The 17902-nt window shown below is 42.6% G+C and carries 21 protein-coding genes and 1 pseudogene; 18 read left to right on the top strand and 4 right to left on the bottom strand.

Annotated features, from left to right (window positions below):
• From RMO79_RS02685 to RMO79_RS02650, 8 genes and pseudogenes are all read left to right on the top strand, one after another.
• Window positions 1–210: pseudogene (locus RMO79_RS02685) on the top strand (hypothetical protein); the annotation flags it as partial.
• Window positions 177–2033, top strand: a complete 1857-nt coding sequence (locus RMO79_RS02680; protein WP_310481513.1) for an ankyrin repeat domain-containing protein — start codon at window positions 177–179, stop codon at window positions 2031–2033. The pseudogene RMO79_RS02685 and the gene RMO79_RS02680, both read left to right, overlap by 34 nt.
• Window positions 2033–3433: a serine/threonine-protein kinase gene (locus RMO79_RS02675; RefSeq protein ID WP_310481512.1), complete on the top strand. Its 1401-nt coding sequence runs from the start codon at window positions 2033–2035 to the stop codon at window positions 3431–3433. The genes RMO79_RS02680 and RMO79_RS02675 overlap by 1 nt, the downstream gene beginning before the upstream one ends.
• A gap of 127 nt (window positions 3434–3560) precedes the next feature.
• Window positions 3561–4301, top strand: coding sequence for an LptA/OstA family protein (locus RMO79_RS02670; RefSeq protein WP_310481511.1), 741 nt, complete (start codon window positions 3561–3563; stop codon window positions 4299–4301).
• 37 nt (window positions 4302–4338) lie between these two features.
• Window positions 4339–5067: an LPS export ABC transporter ATP-binding protein gene (lptB, locus tag RMO79_RS02665; RefSeq protein WP_310481514.1), complete on the top strand. Its 729-nt coding sequence runs from the start codon at window positions 4339–4341 to the stop codon at window positions 5065–5067.
• A gap of 57 nt (window positions 5068–5124) precedes the next feature.
• On the top strand, window positions 5125–6240 hold the full coding sequence (locus RMO79_RS02660) for an LptF/LptG family permease (RefSeq protein ID WP_396136505.1): 1116 nt from the start codon (window positions 5125–5127) through the stop codon (window positions 6238–6240).
• A 16-nt stretch (window positions 6241–6256) separates the two neighbouring features.
• The gene (locus RMO79_RS02655; protein ID WP_310481509.1) at window positions 6257–6823 is read left to right on the top strand and encodes a pseudouridine synthase; all 567 of its coding nucleotides are present in this window, start codon (window positions 6257–6259) and stop codon (window positions 6821–6823) included.
• 114 nt (window positions 6824–6937) lie between these two features.
• Complete coding sequence (locus RMO79_RS02650; RefSeq protein WP_310481508.1) at window positions 6938–7390, top strand: hypothetical protein; 453 nt, start codon at window positions 6938–6940, stop codon at window positions 7388–7390.
• 34 nt (window positions 7391–7424) lie between these two features.
• Here RMO79_RS02650 and RMO79_RS02645 read toward each other — a convergent pair whose 3' ends face one another.
• Window positions 7425–8315, bottom strand: a complete 891-nt coding sequence (locus RMO79_RS02645; RefSeq protein ID WP_310481507.1) for a LysR family transcriptional regulator — start codon at window positions 8313–8315, stop codon at window positions 7425–7427.
• Window positions 8316–8403: 88 nt separating this feature from the next.
• Here RMO79_RS02645 and RMO79_RS02640 point away from each other — a divergent pair, with 88 nt between their 5' ends.
• Complete coding sequence (locus tag RMO79_RS02640) at window positions 8404–9096, top strand: helix-hairpin-helix domain-containing protein (RefSeq protein ID WP_310481506.1); 693 nt, start codon at window positions 8404–8406, stop codon at window positions 9094–9096.
• Window positions 9097–9111: 15 nt separating this feature from the next.
• Here RMO79_RS02640 and RMO79_RS02635 read toward each other — a convergent pair whose 3' ends face one another.
• From RMO79_RS02635 to RMO79_RS02625, 3 genes are all read right to left on the bottom strand, one after another.
• Complete coding sequence (locus tag RMO79_RS02635; protein WP_310481505.1) at window positions 9112–9504, bottom strand: VOC family protein; 393 nt, start codon at window positions 9502–9504, stop codon at window positions 9112–9114.
• A 203-nt stretch (window positions 9505–9707) separates the two neighbouring features.
• Window positions 9708–10412, bottom strand: coding sequence for a DUF4336 domain-containing protein (locus tag RMO79_RS02630; protein ID WP_310481504.1), 705 nt, complete (start codon window positions 10410–10412; stop codon window positions 9708–9710).
• Between the two features lie 85 nt (window positions 10413–10497).
• Window positions 10498–11142, bottom strand: coding sequence for an ankyrin repeat domain-containing protein (locus RMO79_RS02625; protein ID WP_310481503.1), 645 nt, complete (start codon window positions 11140–11142; stop codon window positions 10498–10500).
• 157 nt (window positions 11143–11299) lie between these two features.
• Between RMO79_RS02625 and RMO79_RS02620 the strand changes: the two genes are divergently transcribed.
• The 9 genes from RMO79_RS02620 to RMO79_RS02580 form a co-directional block, all read left to right on the top strand.
• Complete coding sequence (locus tag RMO79_RS02620; RefSeq protein WP_310481502.1) at window positions 11300–11929, top strand: class I SAM-dependent methyltransferase; 630 nt, start codon at window positions 11300–11302, stop codon at window positions 11927–11929.
• Window positions 11930–12139: 210 nt separating this feature from the next.
• Window positions 12140–12925: a sulfite exporter TauE/SafE family protein gene (locus tag RMO79_RS02615; protein ID WP_310481501.1), complete on the top strand. Its 786-nt coding sequence runs from the start codon at window positions 12140–12142 to the stop codon at window positions 12923–12925.
• A gap of 27 nt (window positions 12926–12952) precedes the next feature.
• Window positions 12953–13615 (top strand): class I SAM-dependent methyltransferase, encoded by a 663-nt coding sequence (locus RMO79_RS02610; protein ID WP_310481500.1) that lies wholly within the window; start codon window positions 12953–12955, stop codon window positions 13613–13615.
• 15 nt (window positions 13616–13630) lie between these two features.
• A complete protein-coding gene (locus RMO79_RS02605) occupies window positions 13631–13939 on the top strand; it encodes a hypothetical protein (RefSeq protein ID WP_310481499.1) in 309 nt (102 codons plus the stop codon).
• A gap of 14 nt (window positions 13940–13953) precedes the next feature.
• A complete protein-coding gene (locus RMO79_RS02600; RefSeq protein ID WP_310481498.1) occupies window positions 13954–14319 on the top strand; it encodes a hypothetical protein in 366 nt (121 codons plus the stop codon).
• A gap of 51 nt (window positions 14320–14370) precedes the next feature.
• Window positions 14371–14616 carry a hypothetical protein gene (locus RMO79_RS02595; protein WP_310481497.1) on the top strand — a complete coding sequence of 82 codons (246 nt, stop codon included), beginning with the start codon at window positions 14371–14373 and terminating at the stop codon, window positions 14614–14616.
• 95 nt (window positions 14617–14711) lie between these two features.
• Window positions 14712–16118 (top strand): 3-isopropylmalate dehydratase large subunit, encoded by a 1407-nt coding sequence (gene leuC, locus RMO79_RS02590; protein WP_310481496.1) that lies wholly within the window; start codon window positions 14712–14714, stop codon window positions 16116–16118.
• Between the two features lie 204 nt (window positions 16119–16322).
• Window positions 16323–16919 carry a hypothetical protein gene (locus tag RMO79_RS02585; RefSeq protein ID WP_310481495.1) on the top strand — a complete coding sequence of 199 codons (597 nt, stop codon included), beginning with the start codon at window positions 16323–16325 and terminating at the stop codon, window positions 16917–16919.
• 224 nt (window positions 16920–17143) lie between these two features.
• Window positions 17144–17902, top strand: a 759-nt coding sequence (locus RMO79_RS02580; RefSeq protein WP_310481494.1) for a pentapeptide repeat-containing protein, incomplete at its 3' end; no start/stop codon positions are given.

Below are 17902 nucleotides of genomic sequence, written 5' to 3'. Positions count from 1 at the left end.
AACCATCCTCAGATTCCTAAATATTTGGAGTATTTTCATGTCGATACTCCTGAAAATCGTGCATTTTATATCGTTCAACAACTAGCACCTGGTAAACCCCTAACGGCATGGGTGCAGTCTGGCTGGCGGGGAACTGAAGCTCAAGTGCGAGTATTGCCAGTCAGTTGCTCGAAATTTTGCAATACCTCCACCAGCAATCGCCGCCGCTGATTCATCGCGATCTCAAGCCTCACAATATCATTCGTAATGATGATGGGCGAGTGTTTCTTGTCGATTTTGGAGCGGTACAAGATGTTTATAATCATACGCTGCTTAAAGGCAGCACGGTGGCGGGTACTTTTGGCTATATGGCTCCCGAACAGTTTCGGGGTGCGGCGGTACCTGCGAGCGATTTGTATGGCTTGGGTGCGACTATTTTATATCTATTGACTCATCGATCGCCTGCGGATTTACCCCAGGAAAGATTGAAGCTGAATTTTCGCGATCGGGTGAATATCTCCGATCGGTTTGCCGACTGGCTAGAGACGATGTTAGAGCCAGATCTATCTGCTAGATTTACATCGACAGCAGCGGCTCTAACTGCCTTGCAAAAACCAAATTGGTTTCGCACTCAACGGAGTACTCAAATTAGTTTTCCGTGGCGAGGTGCGGCAATTACCGCTATGATCTTGGCGATATTTGTGCCGCTAATTTATGGATATCGATATACTTTTATTACCAGACTTGGCTTTCCCGCCCGCGATATTTGTGATGCGATCGGTAGCAACGATATAAAATCTGTTCGTAAGTATCTCGATCGCGGTGTGAGTGTGAATGCTACTGTTGTAATGAATGAAGCTGGGATGCTTGGATATCGTTCTGTTTCATTCTTTCAATCGGGTTCATTACTGCACTGTGCGATCGATCGCGGGCAAATTGAAGTTGTTAAATATTTGCTCGATAACGGTGCCGATATCGATAGTCTCAGCAGTAATGATGGTTTTACACCACTACATCAGGCAATTAAAATGTCTTGCCCGATCGAGGGCAATCAGCGAAAAGATTGCGATCGACAGCTCCAGATTCTGCTTTATTTATTAGATCGCAAAGCTAATATTAAGATCGAGAGTCACAATGGTTCGACACCGCTAATGTTTGCCGTGGCAGAACAAAAAGCCAGTGCTGTTAAATATTTACTCAAATATGGTGCCGATCCTCATGAGCAGATGGATAATAAATCTTCGCTCTGGCATCTGTTAGCGGCTAGTGAGGGAGAATTTAATAAAACTGAAATTGCATCGATCGCCAAGCAACTAGTATTGGCAAATGTAGACATTAATCAAGCTGACGATCGCGGGAATACACCTTTGCATCTAGCTAGCATCAGAAGCAATCAGGTGAAAACAATTGGTATTTTATTAGCTAATGGAGCGAGAACAGATCTGCAAAATAATTTAGGTGAAACTCCATTAATTAATGCAATTTCCAGAAATTACTTCGAGCCTGTCAAGCTGTTGCTATCTAAAAACTCTGAAATTAACGTTCCAGATAGATATGGCAAAACTCCTCTGAAAGTCGCGATCGATGCCGCCGCCCGCGATGGTTACGGAGATACCTTTACATCGGCTAATTTTACTAGCTCTGCGGTGCCACCACTAGATCTAAATCTAGCGTCTCCAAAAATTATTAAGTTATTACTAGCTAAAGGTGCCAATCCCAATCTTGTCGATCGTTATGGTAATACAGCATTACATTTACTTGGTAATCTTGATGGAGTCTTTCAATGTCAACAGAAGCGATCGATGGCATTTTATATTCTAGATTTATTCATTCAGTATCGAGTGAATATTCAAGCTGTGAATGAGGATGGCGATACGGCATTACATATATTAGCTAAAAGAGATTTCTTCCCGGTAACCGATCGATTAATTGGCTATGGCGGAAACCCGCTGCAAAAAAATCGTCACGGTAAGAACGCACTGGAGTTAATTAAAGCAGCACCACCCAGATCGTCTAGATGTAAAGCCGACCCCGATAATACAGGTGTAAAATAATGAACCAAATCGTTTCGAGGTTAGGAACTAGTTATCAGATTATCGGCTTATTAGGCGAAGGCGGTAGCGGTAAAACTTATCGCGCTTTAGACGATCGATCTCAAACTGAAGTGGCAATTAAAGTCTTGAGTTTGCGCGGGATGGGAGATTGGAAAACGCTCGAATTATTCGATCGCGAAGCTAAAATTCTCGCACAACTAAATCATCCCGCAATTCCCCGCTATTTAGACACTTTTCAGACTGAGATTGCTGGGGAAGATGCTTATTGCCTAGTGCAAGCGATCGCACCAGGGCGAACTTTAACTAGTTGGGTGGAGTCGGGATATCTGTTTAGCGAATCGGAATTACAAGACATCGCCACCCAGATTTTAGACATTTTAATTTATCTTCAGACGTTTACACCACCAATTATTCATCGCGATCTCAAACCACAAAACCTATTGTGGAGCGAGTCGGGTAAGCTTTACTTAGTAGACTTTGGAGCCGTGCGCGATACTTATCACCTCGCCATCACAGGCGGCAGTACGATCGTCGGCACTTGTGGTTATATGGCTCCCGAACAATTTCGCGGACAAGCGGTGTTAGCAACCGATTTATATGGCTTAGGAGCGACATTACTCTATCTCAAATCTGGGCAAGACCCGGCAGATTTACCCGTCAAGCAGATGAAAATAGACTTTCGATCGCGAGTCAAAACTTCACCCGATTTTGCTAATTGGCTAGAAAGATTATTAGAGCCGATCCCGGAGGATCGCTATCGTAATGCCGCCCAAGCTTTAGCTGCTTTGCAGGGTAAAGCTGTCGCTAAAATCGATCGCCCCAAACAGCCGATCTCCCAAGTTTCATATCGGGGAGAAGCGATGAAAATAGTCATTCCCCCAATTTGGCTGGCGACGAGTGCCAGTCAAAAAACTTTTCTAACTGCCATGTTATTGCTATTGTTAGCGATCGCTGGCTGGTGGATAATCCGCATTGCCGTTTTACCTGGAGAATTATGGCTGCCGCTATTGTTATTTGGCACGGTAATAATTCCGTGGATGCTGCGCGTGCTATGGCATTTCTGTACCGTGGTTATCTGTCAGCACGAACTAGAAATAGTCGATCTACAGGCAATCTGTCAGACGAAACTAGGCAGAATCTCGATCTCAAACCAGACAATCAAGCTCAGAGATATCGAAAATGTACATTATCGGGCAGCAGGCAGATTGAGTGAGAAAGGGGGGATTGAATTTAAAATTTCGGTGGAGCGATACTATCGAGTTGATTATATACTGGGTGAAACCAAGCATCTATCGCTGTATTCTTTTGGTAAGTATCTCGATCGTGCCGAGCAGCGGTGGCTGATGGGCGAAATATTGGCACATATACAATATCTCGATCCGCATATCGATCGCAACTAATCATAAATCTTGCGCGTCAAGGAAGTCAGGCATTAAACCGTTCCGGCTCCTCGCGCCTGCAAAGGCAATCGGAAAATTTTTGCCGTCCGAGCGATCGGGACTACCAAATCCAGATAAGATTTAATACATGCAACGCTTAACTCACACTTTCCACCGCTACTTCGATTGGCGACGACTACTGCTGTTGTCTGCGATTGTCTTTTGTGGCACGATCTCGTTACCGTCACCAATCCTCGTTCAAGCCCAACAGCCCAATTCCAAAGGATTCTCGATCGACGCAGATATTCAAGAAGCCAATTCTATCTCCCAAGTAGCCACCGCACGAGGGAATGTCCAACTGCGCTACCCCAGTCGCAACATTCAAGCTAAAGCCAATCTGGCTCAATTCTATATTAAGGAAAATCGCATCGTTCTGACTGGTAATGTCACCATCTTGCAAGAGGGCAATACTTTAGCAGGCGAAACTGTGACTTATTTAATCGATGAAGGTAAATTTATTGCCAATCCTAAGGCAAAACAACAAGTTCGCAGCAATTATATTATCCCCGAACAGGGCGGCAAAGGGTTGACGATCCTCGCGAATACTCAAGAAGCCAACACCAAAACCGAAATCGTCACCGCACGCGGGAACGTGCGGCTCAGCTATCCTGACAAAAAGCTCCAAGCGCAGGCAAATACGGCGCAATATAATATTAAGGGCGACCAAATTATTTTATCTGGCAATGTGCTAGTGGTGCAAAATGGAAGTAGTCTCCAGGGCGATACTATTACCTATTTAATTGGGGAGGGGCGATTTGTCGCCAAACAAAAACCGGGCGTTCCCGTCCAATCTATCTATGTCATTCCCGACAAAAATAGCAGTCAGTAAAGAGCGTGATTTTACCCGATCGTCAATACTGTATCCCGTGAAGATTATCCTCGAAAACATTCATAAATCCTACGGGAAGCGAAATATTGTCAATCGTGTCAGTCTGTCGGTAGCGCAGGGTGAAATTGTTGGTTTACTCGGCCCTAATGGTGCGGGAAAAACTACTACGTTTTATATCGCTACCGGGCTAGAAAAGCCCAATCAGGGCAAAGTTTGGCTGGATGATGAAGATATTACTAGTTTATCAATTCATCAGCGGGCGCGGTTAGGAATCGGCTATTTAGCACAGGAGGCAAGTATTTTTCGGAGTTTAACCGTACTCGATAATATTTTGCTAGTGCTGGAACAAACCAAAGTACCTCGCAAGCTTTGGGATCGCAAACTTACAGATTTAATAACCGAATTTAATCTAGAGAAAGTGATACATACGCTCGGAAATCAAGTATCGGGTGGCGAACGTCGCCGGACTGAAATTGCGCGATCGTTAGCAGCGGGAATCGATGGGCCAAAGTTTCTATTTTTAGACGAACCTTTCGCGGGTGTAGATCCGATCGCTGTCGCAGAAATTCAGAAAATTATTGCCAAATTACGCGATCGACATATGGGAATTCTGATTACCGATCATAACGTGCGGGAAACTTTAGCAGTGACCGATCGAGCGTATATTATGCGCGAAGGTCAAGTATTTGCCTCCGGTAGTAGTGAAGAAATGTACGCCAATCCGCTGGTCAGACAATATTATTTAGGTAGTAATTTTCAAGTTTAGGTAATAGTGAATAATCATCTAAGTTTATCGCGGATTTTACTTCCAGGCATTTCAGTGATGGATCGATATATCGTCACTCAATTATTGATGCCATTTTTATTTGGGGTGGGTGCATTTTCATCGATCGTTTTAGCCGTTGGGAGTTTATTCGATCTCGTCCGACAAGTTGCTGAAGCTGGCTTGCCGATTACAATTGCCCTCGAAGTTATGGCACTAAAAATGCCTCAATATATAGTCTATGCTTTTCCGATGTCGATTCTCCTATCGGGGATGATGACTTACGGCAGCTTTTCGGCTTCGAGTGAAATTATTGCCTTTCGGAGTTGTGGTATTAGTGTTTATCGCTTAATTTTGCCTGCGGTAATTTTGAGCTTTATTGTCACGGGAATTACCTTCTTTTTTAACGAATTAGTCGTACCGACAGCCAGCCAACGAGCGACAACGACACTGACTAGAGCCTTAAAACAAGAGAAGCCAGCATTTAAAAAAGAAAATATTATCGTTCCTGAATATAAAGAGATCGTTCGTGATGGTAATAAAGAACAAGTATTGGTTCGGTTATTTTATGCCGAGAAATTCGATGGAAAAACGATGACTGGCTTAACGATCGTCGATCGATCGCAACAAGATGGCAAACTCAACCAAATTCTTAATGCTGAGTCGGCTGTTTTAGATAGCGAGAAAAATACTTGGGATTTTACTAATGGCACTATCTATTTAGTTTCGCCCGATGCTTCCTATCGCAACATCATCACATTCCAACATCAACAACTCCAATTACCTAAATCGCCATTTGAATTAGCAGCACCAGACAAAAACCCTGACGATATGAGTGCATCTGAATCGATGGACTATTTAGAGCAAATCAGACTCAGCGGCGATAATAAAAAAATTCTCTCGGTGGCTGTCAAAATTCAAAACAAATTAGCATTACCATTCGTCTGTATCGTTTTTAGTCTAATCGGTTCGGCGATGGGAATTCGCCCGCAGCGGGCGGGAAAAGCGACTAGTTTTGGCGTTAGCGTACTGATGATTTTTGGCTATTATATGATTATGTTCATTTGTGGCGCGTTGGGACAAGCCGAGATTATCTCACCATTTTTAGCTGGTTGGTTGCCCAATTTTATCGGACTCGCGATCGGCGGCTGGTTGGTCGCTCAAGCTGCAAAATAGACTATTTGGGCTTCCCATGCGTTATATCATTTTCTACAAGCCCTACGGCGTTCTCAGCCAGTTTACCGACGATAACGGCAGACAGACACTTAAAGATTTTATCCCCGTCCCCGATGTATATCCAGTCGGCAGATTAGATTGGGATAGCGAAGGTTTGGTAATGCTAACGGATGATGGGAGATTGCAACATCGCCTCAGCGATCCTCAGTACGGACATCCGCGCACCTATTGGGTACAGGTGGAAAAGATTCCCGACACTGAAGCCTTAGAGCGGCTAGCAACTGGTGTAGAAGTCCAAGATTATCGCACTAAACCCGCACGAGTGCAGTTATTAGCAACCGAGCCAACTTTACCACCGCGCGATCCACCAATTCGCGATCGCCAAAATATTCCGACTGCTTGGTTAGAATTAACCCTTACTGAAGGCAAAAATCGCCAAGTCCGCCGCATGACAGCCGCCGTAGGTTTTCCCACATTAAGATTGGTTCGGGTCGCGATCGGGTTACTATCACTTGAAGGTTTATCATTAGGATCTTGGCGAGATCTCACTAGTGCTGAGGTTAAAACCTTGAAAAGAAAATAGCAATCTAGAGCGGAGATGGGATGTCGGATTTCGGAGATAAGAGATAGGAGTTGGGATATAAATTAAACGATCGATTTGCTGTCGAGTTGATATTATAGATGCGAGTTAGTTGATATGCAGACACTAAAATTATCTAGTAAATTTTCAATTCATAAGCGATCGATCTTCCTCGTATTATCGATTGTTATTTCCGGCTCGATTCAGTCATGTGAAGCACCAAATAAACGCGGTGCTGCTACACCCGATCGAGTTGTCGAACAATACTTGCAATCCTTAGAAACTAAAGATGAGAACCTGATGTCTCAATTAGTATCTGAAGATGCTATTTTAACTAAAGAAATTAAAACTAAAATTATTAAGTTTGGTGGGTATAAAATTCAGAATCGAAAAATAAATTATGATAAGTCTACACCAATGTTATGGAATGCCAAGCTCAAAGGGATGTATGTAGATCGGCAGGGCAAAAATAAAAACTTTGAAGATTCGATCGTCCTTCAGTATCAAAGTAAGGGAGAATTAAAACTCTATGCAGGACGTTGGTATTTAGTATTAGATGGTAAAATCTAGATCGGCGATCTCAGGGGTAATTCATGAATTACCCCTACTGATAACCTACTGCGGTTTCTAAAAATCTATTCATCGTTGGCGAATCATCATTAATTCTCCAGACGATCGCAATTGTCGCTAATTTTTCGATACTTAAATCGCTCGATTGAATTGGTTTGTAAACAACCCCTTGCCGTTGAGCTGACTGGATCGATTCTGGTAAAATTGAAATCCCCATATTTGCCGATACCAAACTCACGATCGTTTGCATTTGAATGCATTCTTGAACTACATTAGGGCTGAAGCCAACCGCTTGACAAATAGCAATAATCGGATCGTATAATCCCGGTGCGAGTTGGCGGGGAAATAGAATAAACGGCTCGGCAGCTAACGAACTAACTTCGATCGCATCTAACATCGCTGATGGGTGGTTAATCGGTAACACCACCACTAAAGATTCCTGAAAAATTACCTGACTGACAAGATCTCGCTCGACAATTGGCGGACGGATTAAGCCCAGATCGATTCTACCTTCTCGCAGCCAGACTAATTGGCGATCGGTAGTCAATTCATGTAACTCAATTCGCACATTTGGATAGCGATCGTGAAACTTCTGGAGCATTACTGGTAAAATATTATAAGTTGCCGAACCGACAAACCCAATCGAGATTTGACCGAGTTCGCCGCGACTAGTTTTTCGCCCAATATCGATCGCCCGATCTAGTTGTTGAAAGATTCGTTCTACTTCAGTTAAAAACTCCTTGCCCGCAGGCGTAAGTGAAACAGATCTTTTAGTACGGTTAAATAATTCAAAGCCTAATTCTGCTTCTAAATCTTGAATTTGTTTGCTTAATGGTGGTTGAGCGATATGTAACTTCTCGGCCGCTCGTCCAAAATGTAATTCGGTAGCGACAGTACTAAAATATCGTAAGTGACGAAGTTCCATAACAAAGTTGAATCGATCTCCAATCGTGCTAGATAATACTGCGATAACTTAGCGAATAATACTAATAGCTTATCCTCATTACAACTTAATGGTATCCTCAGGAACATCACCTAGATCTACCCATTCAGATTATCCATCAGCCGATCGCATTAAGTGGTTTCGCAAACAGCTTTCTGCGTGGGGAGTTGTCAATCGACGCGATTATCCGTGGCGAAAAACCACCAATTCTTACCATCTTCTCGTCGCCGAATCTTTGCTCCAAAAAACCGACGCAGATACAGTCGCACCCATTTACGAACTATTTCTAGAACATTATCCCACCATCCAAGATTTAGCTACCGCCGATCTCGATGATGTTGCCAAAATTCTCCAACCACTAGGCTTATTTTTCCGCGCCGAACGGCTGCAACAATGCGCCCAGATCGTCATCAGAGAATATGATGGTAAAGTACCTCAAGACCAAAAACAACTGCTTAAATTGCCAGGAATCGGCGACTATACCGCTCGCGCTATCGGCTCTCAATCATTCAATCAGCCATTAGCCGTACTAGATGCTAACGTCGCGCGGATTCTCGAACGTTTCTTTGGATTACAAGGGGAGAGAGTTAAATCTCGGTGCAAAATTCTCTGGGGCGCAGCAGATTTAATCGCACCGAAAACTAAAGTCGGAACCTGGAATCTCGCTTTATTAGACTTTGGCGCATTAGCTTGTAAGGCGCAAAATCCAGATTGCGATCGCTGTCCGCTATCATTAAAGTGTCAGTGGCATCTCGATCGTTAATTCGCGATCGTGGCTTCAGGTTGTCGAGCTGTAAGAAATAATCGAAAATACTGCGCCTTGTGGATCTTGAATCAACGCAAATCGCCCGGTATCGGGAATATCGGTTGGTGGATACTTAACGATGCCACCCAAATCTTCTACCAACTTAATCGTCGTATCTACATCATCGACGGTAACATACACGCCCCAACTTGGCGGCATTGCAGGCAGCTCAGGAGTCATACCCATCAAACCACCGACACCTCGATCTTCGATGTTCAAAACACTATACATCATCCCAGCTACTGGTCGATCGATAATCTCCCAACCAAATAATCGCGAGTAAAATTCTTTAGCGGCTGTCGTGTCGGTGGTAATCAGCTCGCACCAACTGAAAGCACCATGCTGTTGCATTGGATTAGTCATCATATTTTAACTGCTCGTGGCAGTGACGCTACGTACATAAGTACTTTTGCAGTTTCTTTGTACTGTCGTCAAGACTGAGGGTATACAAATTTACTAACCAGGAATGCGATCGATCTCTGTATGCGCTTAAAATTGAGATTGGTACTAACGTTCGCGTTATATAAAGTTTTGTACAGATCGATCCAATCCAGCAATCTGCGAATTAGTTAAGCCTTGAAAAACCAATCATAGCCAGCTTTAAATTGTTGTTTACCGCCAGTTTCTAAAATACTGCCATGAGCCACGATGACTCGATCGAAGTCCCATAATAATACTCGATCGACAGCATTTTTTACCGATTGTTTATCTTGTGTTGCTATTTTTTCAAGTGGTGACGGTCTTAATAATTTATATCCACCCGTCAATTTTGCAACTAATTGAGTGAGGGGAACGAAACTCTCATCGAAATGAAAAGCAGTATCGGTTAAAATCAATGTGCTACTAGCTCGGTGACAAAATACATATTCATTCAAAGGGGTGTAACCATTGGGCAAAAGTGTTTGAAACCCATCGAATAATAAATAATCTATTTCATCGAACAGGCTATTTTGTCGATCTGTAATTGGTATGTCGATCGCTAAATCTGGTCTTTTCTCAGTTAAACTCGATGTCGCCCATAGTTGGGCATCGGGATAGATAGATCGAAAGTCTTGGACGAATAAATGATGATAGAGATTGGGAGCAACAATATATTTTACAGCACCTAATAAACCGATCTGTTCGGCTGTTTCTCGATCGACCTTAATCGGCGAAATTGCAACTAAATCGCCAGTCTTCAATCGCACGATCGTCATTCTCGTTCCGACTTCTAACCCAAAGAATCTAAACGGTCGTTCGACAACCCATAAATCGCAATCTATTTGTTTGAGCATGACTGGCTAGATCTTCGATCGAATGAATAATATTGAAGCAATGCAATTCATAAATTGTGCTTACTTTAATTAAAGCATAATCTAATTAGAATTTAGCACCTGCTTTTTTCAGCACTATCATTATTTTGTTCCATTTTCCTTCCTTAGCAATGCTCAAAGGTGTAGCACCCATTTTGTTCTGAACATTTACCTTCGCACCATTTTTAATTAACAGCCGTACTACCCGTACGTAATCATCTTCATAATGCGCGGCTACCCCCGAAGATGCATACATTAAAGCGGTGCTACCCTTACTTGCCCGCGCATTGACATTTGCACCTTTTTTAATTAACAGTTCTGTTATTTCTATAGTACCGCGATAAGTAATGCGAACTGAAGTCATGAGTGGTGTTACGCCCTCGTCGCTGGGTAGATTAACATTTGCCCTGCGAGAGATCATCATGGTTACAGAATCGATCGCACCTGCATTAACCGCCGCATAAAAATATCGATCGGGACTACCACCTCGGTCGAGAAATTGCTTTAATTTATCGACTCGATTTAAGACAATATCTTCAAAGATCGGATCTTCTGGTTTTTTACTTTGTGCGTCAGCAGGTTGGTTTAAGGCTAAATCATTAGAGATTGCTAAATTAGTATTAATCTTAATTGCTGCTAGCATCGGATAATTTATGAATGCCAAATTAGCAGCCATAAATAGGCAAACTTGAGAAACTGTAGACTTTAACATAACTGGGAAAATGACGGGGTTAGATAGGCTTTGTCAGCGAGTGATACTTTTAAAGTATTAATAATGATCCTAATATATATTGGACAAGCACAAACTCCTTGTCTATAGTAGTGATACAACCCCACAGCAACCATTACCGCAGCCTTAGCGCAATATTATGGTAAATCTATGGTCTACTACCGAACACGCGCTCGGCTATCTAGCCAAAGCCGATAGTATTCCCCATCGTACCGAGGGTGAAGCTGTCTTGTTGGACTATATCCCAAAAACAGCCCAACGTATCCTCGATTTGGGTACTGGCGACGGGAGACTGATGGCATTACTCAAAATAGATCGACCTTCAGCGACGGGAATTGCGTTAGACTTTTCACCATTAATGCTGGAAAAAGCTAGAGACAGATTTAATGATGATGATTCTATTGAAATTATCACTCATAATTTAGACGATCGATTACCAGATTTGGGTAAGTTTGATGCGATCGTTTCAAGTTTTGCCATTCATCATGTCACACACGATCGCAAACGCTCTTTATATGCGGAAATATTTAATTTATTAATGCCTGGTGGTGTATTTGCCAATCTCGAACACGTCGCATCGCCTAATGATAAGATTCACATTCAGTTTCTTAGCAAGATCGGATATACAGCAGAGAATGAAGATCCATCTAATAAGCTACTAGATGTCGAAACCCAACTAGGATATCTGAGGGAGATTGGATTTGCAGATGTAGATTGTTATTGGAAATGGTTAGAGTTGGCTCTATTAATTGGGATTAAACCGGATTAATTGACGATCGATAATTAGTTTATTATCTAGAGCTTCAGCGGTTGAAACCGCTGCTTATGATACAAAGTCCGCCTACGCGGACTAAACTAATATGTCAGTCCGCATAGCGAAAAGTGCGTTCTTGGGGTTTCCCCAAGTAAAGCACCTTTTCAAGAGAGGCGGACTTTGCAACGCTAGCCCCGAATTTATTCGGAGGCATTTTCTAAATATATGCCGATTGAACCACCACAACTCACATATCTCAATGGTTTCTTTTTATTTGCGACTGCTTTTATCGCGGGTGGATTGAATGCTGTGGCTGGTGGCGGTAGTTTCATTAGCTTTCCGACACTCATCTTTACTGGCGTACCGCCGATCGCGGCTAATGCTACTAATAATACTGCCCTATGGGTGGCTAGTTTGGCAAGTGCGAGTGCATACCGTCGCGATTTAGATGTCGATAGACGAACTATCTTAATTTTGAGTATCGTTAGTCTAGTGGGTGGATTGCTCGGCTCGATCTTGTTACTCTACACATCCGCCGATGTTTTTAAAAAGTTAATTCCCTATTTATTATTACTTGCAACTGTTGTATTTATCTTCGGCGAATCTTTCAAGCAATGGTTACAATCTTTAAATCGAGCGGACACACCCAAGTCACTACCGCTAGTTTATTTAGTTATCATTCAACTAATAGTTGCAATCTATGGTGGTTTCTTCGGCGCAGGTATTGGGATTTTGATGTTGGCGAGTCTCACCTTTTTCAACATTAGAAATATTCATGCCATGAATGCCCTAAAGACATGGCTTGCAACCTGTATCAATGGCATTGCAACTATCCCTTTTTTATTTGCAGGCATTATTGCTTGGCATCAAACAATTATAATGGCGATCGGTGGTGCTTTGGGTGGTTATTTTATTGCCAACTTTGCCCGTCAGATTCCACCAATAATTATTCGACGGTTTGTATCGATCGTTGCTATAAGTATGACTGCTTACTTTTTTATCCACGGATAATTCAAATGTTATCAGGAAATAAAACTTATGACAAAATCTCGTTCTCGCGTTCATCAGTTATTTACGGAAGCTTATGCAAAAGGAGATTATACAGGCTGGTTTGAAAAACTCTATGCAGAAGCGCAAGGAGATCTTGATGCAATTCCGTGGGCAGATCGCGGCGTAAATCATTGGTTGGTAGATTGGGTTGAAAAATCCCAACTTGATTTGCAAGATCGGCGCGTATTAGTTGTCGGGTGTGGCTTAGGCGATGATGCCGAATATCTAGCTCAACTCGGTGCTAAAGTAACTGCATTCGATCTATCTCAAACTGCGATCGATTGGTGTCATCAAAGATTTCCACACTCGCAGGTAAATTATCAAGCTGTCAATTTATTTACCGCCCCAGCCGATTGGAAATTAAATTTCGATCTCGTAATTGAGATTTATACGATTCAAGCTTTACCCGCAAATATTCGCCCCAATGAGATCGATGCGATCGGTAATTTTGTCGCCCCTAATGGCGAATTATTGGTCATCTGTCGCGGTCGCAATTCTGAAGATCCTTGCGAGAATTTACCTTTCCCCCTGACTCAAGATGAATTAAATAGATTTACAACCACCGGATTGACTCAAGTATCTTTTGAAGATTTTATCGATCCTGTAGAATCTGGTTCACCAAGACGATTTCGGATTGTCTATCAACGTTAGTTAAAAGCAAATTAAATGGATGTATTACCAAATGATTGGTTCGATATTCAGCCAGATACGATTTATCAATCGACTGCTGGTTTGCTAGTTTCATTTGCTGACGAGCAAATCAAGCTAGGAGCGAGATACGATCGAAAGGGGAAGCATTTAAAAGCTATCGAAAAAGGAGAAGTTTCACCGCGAGGCAGTATCGGTCTAGTTCCTTCACAAGAAGACGGTTACGATCTAAAAACCAAAGTTTTAGGTAAAGGTGGTAATCGCAGGTTCCACGCCCGATTTATTGATGGTATTTTATACTTTCCTGGCTTAGATACAGAACATTAATAGCAGTAACGATTATGAGTAAAATCGAACTAAGAACTAATCCAGTTTGGCAAGATTTAACAAATATTTTAGAAACAATCGATAGTGAAGCACTAATTAAAGAACATCTGGAGCTATGTGAATATAAAGTCTGTGGTTACTGGGACGAGCGAGATATCTATCATGAAGAAATTAATTTGCCTCGCACTTTGCAAGCAGCTTTAGCTAGTGGTTACGTGGGTTTAGCAAATGTCGATCGCTTTTTACAGCTCAAGTATTACCTCAAGATAGCCGATCTTTCCGAGCGATCGCGAAAGATTGGTGAGGTGGTTTTGATATACGATGAGAATCTAGATTTTATCGATGAAAATTGGGCGATAGATATCGACTTCTTGAGTTAATAGCATCTATAGACAATAGGAGTAACTTATCACATTCAAATCAGAAAGATTATGACACAAGTTACTAAGACTGGCTGCCCGATATGTAAGCATTACCAATTCGATGGTACTTGCACTGCTTATCCAGAAGGTATTCTATTTGGTTTCCTTGCTGGTTTGGATGCTCACACGAAGCCAACTAAAAATCAGAACAATGGTATTGTTTTTGAATGGATCTCTCCACAAGCTCAAAAAGCAAGATCTGATGAAGCTAGAGCAAAACGAAGAGAGAAAGATCGGAGTACTGACTATGAGTAAATAAATTGTAGTGTATCCGAAACTCACTATCGAAGGTTCCAACATTTTCAGCCAATCTCATTCAATATTATTTGACACCCACTATTCACTAAACCATGAGCAAAAATACATTATTCGATAAAGTCTGGGACGCACATACCGTCGCTACATTACCTTCGGGACAAACCCAACTATTCATCGGCTTGCACCTGATCCACGAAGTCACCAGTCCCCAAGCCTTTGCCATGATGCGCGATCGAGGATTGAAAGTCCCCTATCCAGAACGTACCGTCGCTACCGTCGATCATATCGTACCTACCGAAGACCAATCGCGCCCTCTTGCCGATAGCCTCGCCGAAGAGATGATGCAACATCTCGAAAATAACACCAAAGAGCATGGGATTAGATTCTACAACGTCGGTTCTGGTAGCCAAGGCATCGTCCATGTAATTGCGCCTGAGCAGGGGCTAACACAGCCAGGAATGACGATCGCCTGTGGAGATAGTCACACCTCTACCCACGGTGCATTTGGCGCGATCGCGTTCGGAATTGGCACATCTCAGGTGCGTGACGTTTTAGCCTCCCAAACGCTGGCTTTAGGTAAACTAAAAGTCCGTAAAATCGAAGTTAACGGTACCCTCCAATTGGGCGTATATGCCAAAGATGTAATTCTGCATATTATCCGCAAACTTGGTGTCAAAGGCGGTGTCGGCTATGCCTACGAGTTCGCTGGCACTACCTTTGAAAATATGGATATGGAAGCCCGAATGACCGTCTGTAACATGGCGATCGAAGGTGGCGCGCGGTGTGGCTATATTAACCCCGATCGAGTCACCTATGATTATCTTAAAGGGCTAGATTTTGCCCCTAAAGGAGCCGATTGGGAAAAAGCGATCGCTTGGTGGGAAAGCCTCCGCAGCGATAAAGATGCCGAATACGATGATGTCGTCGTCTTCGATGCCGCCGAAATCGCCCCGACAGTCACCTGGGGCATTACCCCCGCTCAAGGCATCGGCGTAGATGAACCCATCCCGACTGTAGCTCAAATGCCCGCAGACGAACGCGCGATCGCCGAAGAAGCCTATCAGTACATGGATCTCGCACCAGGGGCACCAATTATCGGCACCAAAGTCGATGTCTGCTTCGTCGGAAGCTGCACCAACGGACGCATCACCGACTTGCGCGAAGCCGCCAAATTCGCCGCAGGGAAACAGGTAGCCACTGGAGTTAAAGCCTTCATCGTTCCTGGTTCCGAGCGGGTGAAAAAACAAGCCGAAGCCGAAGGGTTAGACGTAGTTTTTAAAAACGCAGGATTTGAATGGCGCGAGGCTGGGTGCTCGATGTGTTTGGCGATGAATCCCGACAAGTTAGTCGGACGACAACTCAGTGCATCATCTTCCAATCGTAACTTCAAAGGTCGTCAAGGTTCGTCGTCGGGACGGACATTATTAATGTCGCCAGTAATGGTAATCGCGGCGGCGGTGACGGGTAAAGTTACCGATGTGCGGGAATTGATGTATTAAAATAGTATTTCGCAGGTTGTAAATAATCAGCGGTTGAAACCGCCGCTCATGATGCAAAGTCCGCCTACGCGGACTAAGATATCGAACCCGCGTAGGCGGGTTTTGAAACACTAGCGACGATTTCAATCGTGCGGAATACGAGCCAAAATAGTTTTTCTCGATCGATCTAATCCATCAAATTTCAAAATATCGAGTGGAATCAATATGGCGTATAGTAATTTCACACTGAGTAAAGTTAAATCCGACTTTGCAATTACCACAGATGAAACGCAAGATTTGTTTGCGGAAATTACCCCAATTCAACCCAGCGATTTGCTATCACTCGTACTCAAAGATCAAATTCCGTTAGCTACTGCGATTAATACCGAGAAAGCACGATCGGAACTAGTCATTATGCCAATTCTCATGGAAGTTCGACGATTGCTTAAAAACCAAATTTCGATCTTCTCTGGCAGCAGCTTTGAAGTCGATCCGAGTCAAGGTTTAGATGGTCGTTGTGATTTTATTTTAAGTCGATCGCCAGAACAGTATTATATTGCTAGCCCTGTGCTGACGATCGTCGAAGCAAAAAATGAAAGCATTCCTAGTGGATTAGGACAATGTATCGCTACGATGATTGCCGCCCGTTTATTCAATCAAAAAGAAGGCAATCCAACCGAGATTCTATATGGTGCAGTTACCACTGGAACGGATTGGAAGTTTTTAAAGCTACAAGGACAAATTGCTTTTATCGATTCCAATGATTACTATATCAAAGAAATCGACAAAATCTTAGCAATTCTATCTAGCAATGCAATTTAGATAACGAATAGCGATCGAGATCGATCGCAAAGATGAATCGGAAAACTGGCAGATCGTTAATTAGGAAACAGGGGACTCTATCGAATTTGAAAGTGTTAATTTTACTTGCTCGATTGGATATATGAAGACATTGTGTTTGGTGTGATAGCGATCGACTTCAATCTCTATAAATTTTAAATATAACAACTTAATTGTAAATTCTAGAATACCATTTTCTAAAAAATATGTATGCTCAAGAATTAATTCAACGTTATGAGGCTGGCGAGAGAGATTTCAAAGGTGTTGTCCTAGATGATGAAGATCTAAGTGGGCAAGATTTAAATGGTATTGATTTTGAGGGTGCTAGTTTAGCTCATGTTAATTTCGACCAAACCTGTTTGGCAGAGGCAAATCTGTGTAATGCAAATTTAAAAGGGGTAAGATTATTTGAATCTGGATGGAATGATGCAAATCTAAGAGGAGCCGATCTGGAAAATGCCAATATATCATTTTCTTCGTTTGAAAATTCTAATCTTCGAGAAGCAAACTTGAAAGGAATTAAATTGCATCAAGTTCGCTTAATCAGAACTAATTTGCAGGGAGCTAATTTTAGTGAAGCTAAACTAGAACGTTGTGATTTTGGTGGATGTCTCTATGACTCAGAAACTATTTTTGATGATTGTATATATGAATCAGGTTATGAATCACTGGTTGCAGAAGAAATTTATGGAAAGTTAGCAACAATAGCGATATCGATCGAGGCAGGAGCTAACTTACAGAAAAGCAACCTCAGAAATACAGATCTAAGTGATATCGATCTCAGTGGAGTAAATCTAAGTGATGCTAATCTTCAATATGCAGATCTAAGTGATGTCGATTTAAGTGAAGCAAATTTAAGCAATGCTAATCTTCAATATGCAGATCTAAGCCGAGCTATTCTCTATCAAGCAAACCTCGAAAACGCAGATCTAGATTATGCGGATCTAACTGATGCAGATCTCGAA

The organism is Chamaesiphon sp. VAR_48_metabat_403 (genome assembly GCF_031422475.1).
Taxonomy (GTDB): domain Bacteria; phylum Cyanobacteriota; class Cyanobacteriia; order Cyanobacteriales; family Chamaesiphonaceae; genus Chamaesiphon.
Note: the sequence above shows the minus strand (reverse complement) of the source record. Positions and strands in the feature narration are given on the sequence as shown.